Origin of the sequence: Actinotalea sp. (assembly GCF_035443605.1) — a bacterium.
Taxonomy (GTDB): Bacteria; Actinomycetota; Actinomycetes; order Actinomycetales; family Cellulomonadaceae; genus Actinotalea.
The window spans coordinates 2,175-12,692 of the sequence record NZ_DAORSQ010000063.1 but is presented as its reverse complement, the minus strand read 5'-3'; the positions used below and the strand labels follow the sequence as shown (position 1 = coordinate 12,692).

At 75.9% G+C, this 10,518-nt stretch carries 9 protein-coding genes; 4 read left to right on the top strand and 5 right to left on the bottom strand.

From position 1 onward, the window contains the following. Positions 1-153 precede the first annotated feature (153 nt). The 3 genes from PKY62_RS08465 to PKY62_RS08455 form a co-directional block, all read right to left on the bottom strand. Positions 154-885 carry a response regulator transcription factor gene (locus PKY62_RS08465; protein WP_324536271.1) on the bottom strand — a complete coding sequence of 244 codons (732 nt, stop codon included), beginning with the start codon at positions 883-885 and terminating at the stop codon, positions 154-156. A gap of 136 nt (positions 886-1,021) precedes the next feature. Continuing rightward, complete coding sequence (locus PKY62_RS08460; RefSeq protein WP_324536270.1) at positions 1,022-1,792, bottom strand: PspA/IM30 family protein; 771 nt, start codon at positions 1,790-1,792, stop codon at positions 1,022-1,024. Positions 1,793-1,849: 57 nt separating this feature from the next. Further along, positions 1,850-3,904, bottom strand: coding sequence for a TPM domain-containing protein (locus PKY62_RS08455; RefSeq protein ID WP_324536269.1), 2,055 nt, complete (start codon positions 3,902-3,904; stop codon positions 1,850-1,852). Positions 3,905-4,042: 138 nt separating this feature from the next. Here PKY62_RS08455 and PKY62_RS08450 point away from each other — a divergent pair, with 138 nt between their 5' ends. After that, positions 4,043-4,807, top strand: coding sequence for a type 1 glutamine amidotransferase (locus PKY62_RS08450; RefSeq protein ID WP_324536268.1), 765 nt, complete (start codon positions 4,043-4,045; stop codon positions 4,805-4,807). Positions 4,808-4,829: 22 nt separating this feature from the next. On the opposite strand, the gene PKY62_RS08445 is transcribed toward PKY62_RS08450, so the two are convergent. Both PKY62_RS08445 and PKY62_RS08440 read right to left on the bottom strand, forming a co-directional pair. Then, the gene (locus PKY62_RS08445; RefSeq protein WP_324536267.1) at positions 4,830-6,482 is read right to left on the bottom strand and encodes a DNA repair helicase XPB; all 1,653 of its coding nucleotides are present in this window, start codon (positions 6,480-6,482) and stop codon (positions 4,830-4,832) included. Beyond that, positions 6,479-8,809, bottom strand: coding sequence for a helicase-associated domain-containing protein (locus PKY62_RS08440; RefSeq protein ID WP_324536266.1), 2,331 nt, complete (start codon positions 8,807-8,809; stop codon positions 6,479-6,481). Before PKY62_RS08440 ends, PKY62_RS08445 begins: the two co-directional genes overlap by 4 nt. A 104-nt stretch (positions 8,810-8,913) precedes the next feature. Between PKY62_RS08440 and PKY62_RS08435 the strand changes: the two genes are divergently transcribed. The 3 genes from PKY62_RS08435 to PKY62_RS08425 all read left to right on the top strand — a co-directional run. Next, positions 8,914-9,258 (top strand): hypothetical protein, encoded by a 345-nt coding sequence (locus PKY62_RS08435; RefSeq protein WP_324536265.1) that lies wholly within the window; start codon positions 8,914-8,916, stop codon positions 9,256-9,258. 88 nt (positions 9,259-9,346) lie between these two features. After that, positions 9,347-9,730 carry a cold-shock protein gene (locus PKY62_RS08430; RefSeq protein ID WP_324536264.1) on the top strand — a complete coding sequence of 128 codons (384 nt, stop codon included), beginning with the start codon at positions 9,347-9,349 and terminating at the stop codon, positions 9,728-9,730. Then, positions 9,730-10,518: DUF3027 domain-containing protein (locus PKY62_RS08425; protein ID WP_324536263.1), on the top strand; the 789-nt coding region annotated here is incomplete at its 3' end. The genes PKY62_RS08430 and PKY62_RS08425, both read left to right, overlap by 1 nt.

The window sequence follows — 10,518 nt, the reverse complement described above, 5'->3', positions numbered from 1 at the left end:
GTGGCCAGCTGGGTGTCGACCTGCCCGACGAGCGAGCGCTGCAGCAGGGTCAACGCGGTCACGCCGGTCAGGCCGAGGCCGACGACGAGCAGCGCGGCGAACACCACCGTGAGCTGGGTGCGCAGCGGCTGACGGTTCCAGGTCAGCACGGGCTCACCCCGCGCTCGGCGGCAGGCGCAGCACGTAGCCGACGCCGCGCTTGGTGTGCAGGAGCGGCACGGGCTGCACGTCGCCGGGCGCGCGGTCGATCTTGCGGCGCAGGTAGGAGATGTACGACTCCACGATCGAGCCGTCGCCGCCCCACTCGTACTGCCACACGTGGTCGAGGATCTGGGTCTTGCTCAGCACCCGCCCGGGGTTGAGCAGGAGGTAGCGCAGCAGCGTGAACTCGGTGGGGGAGAGCTCGATGACCCGGCCGGCCCGCCGCACCTCGTGGGAGTCCTCGTCGAGCTCGAGGTCGGCGTACCGCAGCACGGAGGACGACGCGCCGTCGCCCGGCCGCGTGCGGCGCAGCACGGCGCGGATCCGCGCGACGACCTCCTCGAGGCTGAACGGCTTGGTGACGTAGTCGTCCCCGCCGACGGTCAGCCCGATGACCTTGTCGCCGGTGTCGTCCCTGGCCGTGAGGAACAGCACCGGGACGTGCTGACCCCGCTCGCGCATCCGCCGGGTCACCGCGAACCCGTCCAGGTCGGGCAGCATGACGTCGAGCACGACGAGGTCGGGCTCGTCTGCCGCGATGAGCGCGAGGGCCGATGCGCCGTCGGCCGCGGCGCGCACCTCGAACCCGGCGAACCGCAGGGACGTGGTGAGCAGCTCACGGATGGTCGGCTCGTCGTCGACGACGACGAGCCGGGCCTCCGGGGCGCGCGCGGGCTCGGTCATGGGCCCAGTGTCCCGCGCGAACCTGGGAGCCGGCTGGGAGCGACCTGAGCGCCCGGTGCGCACCACGACGGCACGGAACGACGACGGCGCCGCACCCCGAGGTGGGGTACGGCGCCGTCACGCGTCGACGAGCAGGTCAGAGGCCAGAACCGATCTGCGGGGCGACGGGCGTCGCCTCGATGACGACCGGGGACGACCCGCCCTTGAGCGCGGCGAGCCGGGCCTCGATCTCGAGGGTCTCCCCGGCGTCCTCGAGCTCCTCGAACTGCGCGTCGAGCGACGAGGCGGCGATCTCCGCCTGGCCGGCGACGCGGGCCTCCTCGCGGCGCACCTTCTCCTCGAAGCGGGACACCTCGGACGTCGGGTCGAGCACGTTGATCGAGCCGATCGCCTCCTGCACCTGGGACTGCGCCTGGGCGGTCTTGGCGCGGGCGACGAGCTGGTCGCGCTTGGAGCGCAGCTGCTCCAGCTTGTCCTTCATCTGCACCAGGCCGGCCTTGAGGCGCTCGACGACGTCCGTCTGGGACGCGATCATGGGCTCGGCCGCGGCGGCCTCGCCCTCGGACGCGATCTGCTTGCCCAGGGCGACCTTGGCGAGGTTGTCGAACCGGTCGGCGTCGACGACGTTGCCGGCGGTGCGCAGCTGGTCGGCCTTGGCGGAGGCCGCCATGGCCTTGCCGCCCCACTCGGCCGCGGCGGCGACGTCCTCGGCGTGGTCCGCCTCCGCGAGGCGCAGGTTGCCGATCGTCACCGCGACGGCGTCCTCGGCCTCGACGATGGAGTTGGTGTAGTCGCGGACCATCTGGTCCAGCAGCTTCTCCGGGTCCTCCGCCCGGTCGATGAGCGCGTTGATGTTGGCCTTGGCCAGCTGGGCCATGCGACCCAGGATGGTCTGCTTCTCAGCCATGTGCGAGTGCCTTCCGTTCGGTGGTGCGGTGCTGGTGCCGTGTGTCGAGGCGTGACGTCAGAAGCGGCCACCCCCTCCGCGGCGACCGCGGGTGCCGCCGCCGCCGAAGCTCCCGGTGGACCGGCCGGAGGACCGCCCGGACGACCGCGAGCCGCCGGAGCGGGACGACCCGCCGAACGACCCGCCCCCGAACCCGCCGGAGGAGCCGCCGCCGAAGCCGCCGCCCCCGCCGAGGATCTGGTCGAGCAGGATCCCGCCGAGCACCAGCGACCCGGTGCTCGGCCCGCCGCCGGCGCGCGGCCCGCCGCCGCCCTGCTGCTGCTGCCAGCGGGACACGTCGGCCTCGGCGAGCTGCTGGGCCTGCCCGGCGAGCTGCTGGGCCCGCTGGGCGACCCCGAGGGCACCGGCCGGGTCCGTCGCGCTCGACCGCTCGGCCTCCTGGGCGAGCCGGGCGGCCTCCGCCAGGCGCGTGCGCGCCTCGGCGCCCACGGCCCCGCGTCGGGTCTCGATGAAGTCCGAGACGGCCCGGACCTGCGAGGCGAGCTGGCCGAGCATCCCGGCCAGCTGGGCCCGCGCGCGCTCGGCCTGCTCGGCAGCGGCGCGGGCCGGCGCGAGGGCGGCGTCGAGCGCGGTCTCCGCCTCGACGAGGCTCCGCAGGGCGGCCAGCGGGTCCCCGCTCGCCCGCTCGGCCGGTGCGGCGTCCAGCGCCCGGCGGGCGGTGGCCACGGTCGCCGCGACGGCGGGGTCGGCAGCGGCGATGCGCGCGGCGTCGGCCACATCGGCGCCCAGCGAGGTCAGCGAGGCGTCGATCCGGGCGCCGGCGGCCGCGAGGTCCGCACCGGCGTGGTCCACCGCGTCGAGGAGGGTCACGGCCTGGCCGACGGCGTCCTCCGCCGTGCGCGCCAGGCCCACGGCGGCGGCGCGGTCGGACGCCACCGCGGCCAGCCCCTGCGCGACGCTCGTCCGCGCGCCGTCCAGCAGGGCCGTCGCCTGCGTGACGTTGTCCTGCACCGAGCCCAGGGCGGCCGGGCGGTAGGTCGCGGCGAGAGTGGTCAGCGCCGCCTGCGCCGCCGGGAGGCGCCGGGCGACCTCCTCGGCCCGTCGCCCGGTCTCCTCGAGCACCTGCGGGGCGCGGGCCTGCAGGTCGCGCAGCCGGTCGAACTCGTCGGTCTGCGCGTCGAGAGCGGTGTCAGCCTGCTCGCACAGCGCGAGGATCTCGAGCATCATCGCGCGGGCCTGCTGCTCGGTCTCCGGTGTCGCGTCGTCGAGCTGCTGACGCAGCGTGAACGCGCGGCCGATCTGGGCCTTCGCCTGGGTGACCACCTCGCCGAACGCGCGCGTGGCCTGGTTGCCGAACTGCGCCTGGGCGAAGCCGAGCTCCTGCTCGGACGTCTTGAGGGCGTCGTCGAGCGCCACGAGGGCGCTGCTCGCGCGGCGGCTGAGGTCGGCGGTCGGCAGGGCGGCCATGGCGGCGGGCCCGTCGAGCGGGCCGCGCGCCGCGCCGCCGCGCCGCCGCAGGGAGCGGACCAGCAGGACGAGCGCGAGGACCGCGAGCCCGCCGACGAGCAGGGTGACCCAGCCGCGGCCGCCCGAGGTCGAGCCCGTCCCGGTACCCCCGCCGGCGGCGTCCTGGTAGCCCTGCGCCGCGGCGATGGCCGCGCCGGCCCAGTCGTCCTGCGACAGCGCCGGCTCGATCCGCTCGGTCGCGACGGCGTCGAGCTGGTCGTCGGTGAGCTCGATGGCGTCGTCGACGGAGACGAAGTAGGAGCGGTCCTCGACGGCCACGGCCAGGAGCAGGTCGTCGCGCCCCAGGTCGGACGCGATCGCGGTCGTCGTGGCCCAGTCGGCGGCCGAGGCGTCGCCGAACGTGTCGACGTAGACGACGAACAGCTGGTACTGCGTCGCGTCGGCCAGCGCGTCGAGCGCGGCCTGCACGTCGTCGACCCGGTCGCCGAGCACCCCGGCGGTGTCCGTGACGTCGGCCGTGAGGTCCATCGGGTCCTCTGCCGCGGCCGGCCCGGCCCCCAGGACCGTCAGCCCGACCCCCGCGGCGAGCGCGACGAGCAGGGCGAGCGGGGTGGTCCGGGGCAGGCGGGATCGACGTCGGTGCACCCCTCGATCCTCGACCCTGCGGCGGGCGCGTGCAACGTAGATCAGCTCCGCGGGCGTGACGAAGCACACACGGCCGAACGGGGCCGGAGCGGGCCCTTCGGCTTCCGGCACGAAAGATGGGATGTCTATCATCGCCCGATGATCCTCACCGTCATCGAGAACATGCCGTCGGTCCCGCTGGACCGCTTCGCCGGCTGGCTGACCGAGACCCCCGACGTCGCCACGCCCGCCGTGACCCTCGCCGTCGTGCGACCGTGGGCCGGCGACGCGATCCCCATGCTGGCCGACTGCGGCGACGGCCTGCTCGTGCTGGGTGGCCAGGGCAGCGTCGTCGACCCCGCCTCGCCGTGGCTGCCGGCCACGCGCGACCTCCTGGCGCAGGCCTCCGTCGCGGGCCTGCCCACCCTGGGCCTGTGCCTCGGCGCCCAGCTGCTCGCGGCCGCCACCGGCGGCCAGGTGCAGGTGGCGGCGCCCCCCGGGCGCGAGGCCGGCGTCATCGACATCCACCCGCGCCCCGAGGCCGCGGCCGACGCCCTGCTCGGCGGGCTCGCCGCCGACGTCCCGGCTGACCACCCGCTCAACGGCGGGGTGCTCGCCGCCATGCCGTCCATGCACGCGGACGCCGTCGTCGACCTGCCCTCCGGCGCCGTGTGGCTCGCCTCCTCGCGGCTCTACCCGTACCAGGCGTTCCGGGTCGGCTCGGCCTGGGGCCTGCAGTTCCACCCCGAGGTCTCCGAGGAGGTCTTCGCCGGGTGGGCGGAGCTGCACGACGACGTCGACACCGCCGAGGTGGTGGAGCAGTTCCGCGCTCGCGCGGACGACGTCGAGCACGCCGGCCGGGCGATCGCGCACCGGTTCGCCGCGCTGGTCCGCGAGCGTGCCGCGCTGGCCGTCACGGCCTGAGGCCGATCGGGTCGGCGCCGGGTCAGTGCCCGATGAGGTCCTCGGCGTCGACGATCCGGTAGGCGTAGCCCTGCTCGGCGAGGAACCGCTGGCGGTGGGCGGCGAAGTCCTGGTCGACGGTGTCCCGCGAGACCACGGCGTAGAAGTGCGCGGTGCGCCCGTCGGCCTTGGGGCGCATGATGCGGCCCAGGCGCTGCGCCTCCTCCTGGCGTGAGCCGAACGACCCGCTGACCTGGATCGCCACGGCGGCCTCCGGCAGGTCGACCGAGAAGTTGGCGACCTTGCTCACGACGAGCCGGGTGACCTCGCCGGCGCGGAACGCGTCGAACAGCCGCTGGCGCTCGCGGACCGTCGTGGCCCCCGTGATGAGCGGGGCGTCGAGGTGGTCGGCCAGGGTCTCGAGCTGGTCGAGGTACTGGCCGATGACGAGCACCTGGTCGTCCGGGTGGGCGGCCACGAGGTGCTCGACCACCCGGTTCTTGGCCGGTGCGCACGCGGCGAGCCGGTAGCGCTCCTCCGGCTCGGCCGTCGCGTAGGCCATCCGGTCGCGCTCGGGCAGCGTGAGGCGCACCTCGACGCAGTCGGCGGGGGCGATGTACCCCTGGGCCTCGATGTCCTTCCACGGCGCGTCGAACCGCTTGGGCCCGATGAGCGAGAACACCTCGTCCTCGCGGCCGTCCTCGCGGACCAGCGTGGCCGTCAGGCCCAGGCGGCGGCGCGCCTGCAGGTCGGCGGTCATCCGGAAGATCGGCGCGGGCAGCAGGTGCACCTCGTCGTAGACCACCAGGCCCCAGTCGCGCGCGTCGAGCAGCTCGAGGTGCGTGTAGACGCCCTTGCGGCGCGTCGTGAGCACCTGGTAGGTCGCGATGGTGACCGGCTTGACCTCCTTGCGGGCACCGGAGTACTCGCCGATCTCGTCCGGCGTCAGGGTCGTGCGCTTGACGAGCTCGTCGCGCCACTGGCGGGCCGCGACGGTGTTCGTCACGAGGATGAGCGTCGTGGTCTGCGAGCGCGCCATCGCCGCGGCGCCGACGATCGTCTTGCCGGCCCCGCAGGGCAGCACCACGACGCCGGAGCCGCCGTGCCAGAACCCCTCCACGGCATGCTCCTGGTACGGCCGCAGCGACCAGCCGTCCTGCACCAGGGCGATGGGGTGGGCCTCGCCGTCGACGTACCCCGCGAGGTCCTCGACCGGCCAGCCGAGCTTGAGCAGCACCTGCTTGAGGTGCCCGCGCTCGGAGGGGTGCACGACGACGTCGTCGGCGTCCAGCCGGGCGCCGAGGAGGCCTGCGGTGCGCCGCGAGCGGAGCACCTCCTCGAGCACGGCGCGGTCCAGCGCGTGCAGCACGAGGCCGTGCGTGGGGTGGTCGACCAGCTGGAGCCGGCCGTAGCGGGCCATCGTCTCGGCGACGTCGACGAGCAGCGCGTGCGGCACGGGGTAGCGCGAGTGCTCCAGGAGCACGGCGACGACCTGCTCTGCGTCGTGCCCCGCGGCGCGGGCGTTCCACAGCCCCAGCGGCGTCAGCCGGTACGTGTGCACGTGCTCCGGTGCGCGCTCGAGCTCGGCGAACGGCGCGATGGAGCGGCGGCACGCGTCCGCGTCCGGGTGGTCCACCTCGAGCAGCAGCGTCTTGTCGCTCTGCACGATGAGCGGTCCGGCGGGGCGGTCGGTCATCGGGCTCCCTCGGTGGTGTCCGCCTGCACCGGGGTCACCAGGGCGATCCGGTGCACGGCGACGGTCAGCTCTGCCTCGCGCTCGGCGTCGATCGCGCGCACGCGGCCGGCGTCGACGTGCACGGGACGCACCCGGCGCCGCGTCGTGCCCTGCGGCCCGACGACGTCGAGCCACACCTCGGTCCCGTGGGCGACGGCGTCGCGCAGCTGCGCGAGGGCGAGCACCGGGTCGCTCGGGTCGGGTTCGGGTCCCGGTCCGGCTGCGGCCTCGCGGCGGTCCCCGGCGAGCAGGTCCCGCGCCACGCGGCGCAGGCGGCGCTCGGTGGCCGCGGCGACGTCGGGAGCTGGATCCGCGCCGGGCGCGTCCGCGGTGCGCGCGGCGCGGCGCGGCACGCGCACGCGGCGCGGGCTCTCGTCGAGCAGCACCACCTGGCCGGTCGGGTCCTCGGTGACGGGGGAGAGCCCGCGCTCGCGCAGCGCCGCGACGAGCGTGGCCGGCGCCACCTGCGCGGCGATGACGGTGGGGGCGAGGCGGAGCAGCCCGAGCCCGGCGAGCGCGCGGTCCTCGGCGAGCCCGACGAGCGCAGCGGCGTCCCCGCGCAGGTAGGAGGACGCGAGGCCGGCGCGCACCTGGCCGTGCCGTCGCGAGGCGTCGAGGACGAGGTACTCGAGCGGCTGCGGCACGCCGCTGCGGGCGTGCCGGGACAGCTCGGCGAGCAGGTCCTCCGCGCTGCGGCCCGTGTCGAGCGCACCCCGCACGGACGCCTCGGTGAAGCGCACCGTCACCCCGGCGCCCCGGGACTCGACCAGCGCGCACGCGGTGAGCAGGGCGTCGAGGGCCTCGGACGGCCGCCCTGGCACGACGCCCGTGAGGTCGCCCTGGAGGAGCACGTGGTCCACCGACGGCGGCAGGTGCGCGGCCAGTGCGGCGCCGGTGCCCGCGGCGTCCTGACCGGCCAGCAGGGCACGCCCGGCCGCGCCCACGGCGCCGGCGCCGGTGACGCCCAGCGCCTCGGCCTCGGCGAGCACCGCGGACACGGCGTGCAGGGCGGGCGCGGCGCGGGGGGTGCGCCACACGAGGACGTCGTGCACCTGCTCGGTGGTCATGGCGCCCTCGGCGAGCACGCCGAGCACCGCGCGGCGCAGCCGCGGCGCCCACGGACGTCGGGACTCGGGGTCGAGCGCCGTGCGCAGCGCGCCGCGCTCGTCGCGCGTGCCGACCAGCCATGCGGCGCGCTCGGCGCCCAGCCACGCCTGGGCCAGCTGCGCCCAGCGCTCTGCGGGCGGCAGGGCTGCCCACACGTCCGCGGCGGTCGTGGGGCAGAACGACGGCGGGTCCTCGCCGTCGTCGACCACCAGCCCGGCCGCGGCGACGACCTCGACCACGAGGGCTGTGGTGGTCTCGTCCACCTCGAGGCGGGTGGACAGCCGGCGCAGCTCGCGCGCGCCAAGGCCGCCGGACCGCAGCACGCCCGGCTGCTCGCGGCCCCACGCGGTGAGCACGCCGCCCGCGAGCCGCACGAGGTCCTGCGCCGCCCGGGCGGACTCGGCGTCGGCCGTCGCGGCCGGCACGTCGCGGGGGGTCGGACGGGGCGCCGGCGGCTGGTCGCGATGCGTGCGTCCCGAGCGCAGGGCCAGGGCGACCTCGCGCGGGAGCACCACGTGCTGCGGGTCCCCGCCGCTGAGCAGGCCGTGCGCCAGCAGCCAGCCGACGGCGGTCTGGGCCGGGCCGGGCGCGTCGGGCATCCGGCCGACGGGCGGGCCCCAGGCCAGGGCGTCGAGCACCTGCGCCGCGCCGCGCGGCGCGTCGGTGAGCAGCAGCGGGACGGTCGCGGGCCCGGCGAGGTGCGCCGCCACGGCCTCGGCGGTCGCGGCCGGCGCGCCGATCTGCTCGGCGAGGGTGCTCAGGGAGGCGGCGGACCGGCGCGCCAGGGTGGCCCCGAGCGAGGGGCCGAGGCCCGCCGGGTACGGCCCGATGAGGTCGGCGAGCCCGGGGCACGGGTGCAGGCCGTCGTCGGACCACAGCACGGCGTGCGCGAGCCCCGTGGCCACCGCGTCGTCGACCTCCTCGCCCAGCGCCAGCGCGAGCTGTTCCGTGGTGGGGGCTGGCAGCACCGTGCCCTCGAGCGCCACGACGGCCTCGAGGACGCGCAGCACGTGCGTGTCGAGCGCGGCGAGCACGCGCTCGAGGCTCGCGCGGCTCGCGGCACGGGCGCCGAGGGCCCGGACCGATGCCGGCGGAGGGGCGGCCAGGTCCTGGCGCAGCGCGAGCAGCGCGGCCAGCCCGTCCGGACCGCGCTCGCGCAGGTGCTCGGTGTAGGTGGCCATCCGCACCACGATACGGGGCCGTAGGATCACCGCAGTCCGGCGCCACCGCCGTCGACCGTCCAGCCATCGTCCCGGGGAGACCCGGCCGCACACCGGGAGACCGCGTGGAGATCGTCAAGGACATCGCGCTCGTGCTGCACTTCCTCGGCCTGGCGAGCCTGCTGGGCGGGTTCCTCGTGCAGATCAAGCCGCCGGTCAAGGTGGTCAACGCCGCGATGTTCCACGGCGTGCTCACCCAGCTGGTCACCGGGCTGCTCCTCGTCGGCGTCGAGCAGGCGCTCGACCCGGAGGACGTCAACAACACCAAGGTGGGCGTGAAGCTCCTCGTCCTGCTCGTCATCGGCGCGCTCGTGGTCCTGGGCCGGCGCAAGGAGTCGGTCAGCACGCGCACCTGGGGCCTCATCGGCGGCCTCACCGTGCTCAACGTGGTGCTCGCCGTCGCCTGGTAGCCCGTCGCGCCGGAATTGCGGCGGCCGGGTCCCGGTCCGCCCGGTAGCCTGGTGGCCGTCCATCTCCTCCGTCCCGTCAGGGGTTCCCGTGCCTACCGGCAAGGTCAAGTGGTTCGACGCCGAGCGTGGCTTCGGCTTCATCGCCAACGATGCGGGCGAGGAGGTCTTCCTGCACGCCTCCGCGATGCCGGCCGGGGCCCCCGCGCCCAAGCCCGGTGCCAAGGTCGAGTTCGGGGTGGCCGACGGCCGCCGCGGCCCCCAGGCGCTGTCGGTGACGTTCCTCGACCCCGTCCCGTCGGTGGTCAAGGCGCAGCGCAAGCCCGCGGAGGACATGGCGATCATCGTCGAGGACCTCATCAAGCTGCTCGACGGCGTGGGCAACAGCCTGCGCCGGGGCCGCTACCCCGAGAAGGCCAAGGCGACCCAGATCGCCTCCCTGCTCCGGGCCGTCTCGGACGACCTCGAGGGCTGATGGCCACCGCGACGAAGGACGCCGTCCTGGCCTCGGCCGTCGACCTTGCGCGCGCCGCCGCGCAGGAGGTCGCCGAGCGCCCGGAGCTCGTCGGCGAGCACCTCGGGGTGGTCGTCGTGGGCGAGCGCCTCGTGTCGCACAGCTTCGCCGCCACCGCGCCCGGCTACGTGGGCTGGCGCTGGACGGTCACCGTCGCGCGCGTGCCGCGGGGCCGCGCGGCGACCGTGTGCGAGGTCGATCTGCTGCCCGGACCCGACGCGATCCTCGCGCCCGTGTGGGTGCCGTGGTCCGAGCGGCTGCGTCCAGGCGACCTCGGCCCCGGCGACGTGCTGCCGTACCTGGCGGACGACGACCGCCTCGAGCAGGGCTTCGAGGCGACCGGTGACCTCGACACCGACGCGACCGCGTTCTTCGAGCTGGGGCTGGGGCGCGAGCGCGTGCTGTCCTGGCAGGGCCGCTCGGACGCCGCGCAGCGGTGGTACGCCGGTTCGCACGGCCCGATGGCACCGACGGCCGTCGCTGCCAGCGCACCGTGCTCGACGTGCGCGTTCATGCTGCTGCTGGCCGGGTCGCTGCGCACCGAGTTCGGCGTGTGCGCCAACGAGTGGTCCGGCGACGACGGCCGCGTGGTGAGCATGGACCACGGCTGCGGGGCGCACTCGCAGACCGACCTCGGCCCCATGCCCAGCGACTGGCCGGACCCGGCGCCCGTCATCGACGAGCTCGCAGCGGACCTCGACTTCGCAGCGGACCTCGCGCCCGCCGACGAGCCCGTGCCGGACCTCGAG

Bases quoted from the DNA above. Each gene is read 5' to 3' on its own strand.
- PKY62_RS08465 (WP_324536271.1), bottom strand. From the start codon at position 885: ATGACCGAGCCCGCGCGCGCCCCGGAGGCCCGGCTCGTCGTCGTCGAC.
- PKY62_RS08460 (WP_324536270.1), bottom strand. From the start codon at position 1,792: ATGGCTGAGAAGCAGACCATCCTGGGTCGCATGGCCCAGCTGGCCAAG.
- PKY62_RS08450 (WP_324536268.1), top strand. From the start codon at position 4,043: ATGATCCTCACCGTCATCGAGAACATGCCGTCGGTCCCGCTGGACCGC.
- PKY62_RS08445 (WP_324536267.1), bottom strand. From the start codon at position 6,482: ATGACCGACCGCCCCGCCGGACCGCTCATCGTGCAGAGCGACAAGACG.
- PKY62_RS08440 (WP_324536266.1), bottom strand. From the start codon at position 8,809: ATGGCCACCTACACCGAGCACCTGCGCGAGCGCGGTCCGGACGGGCTG.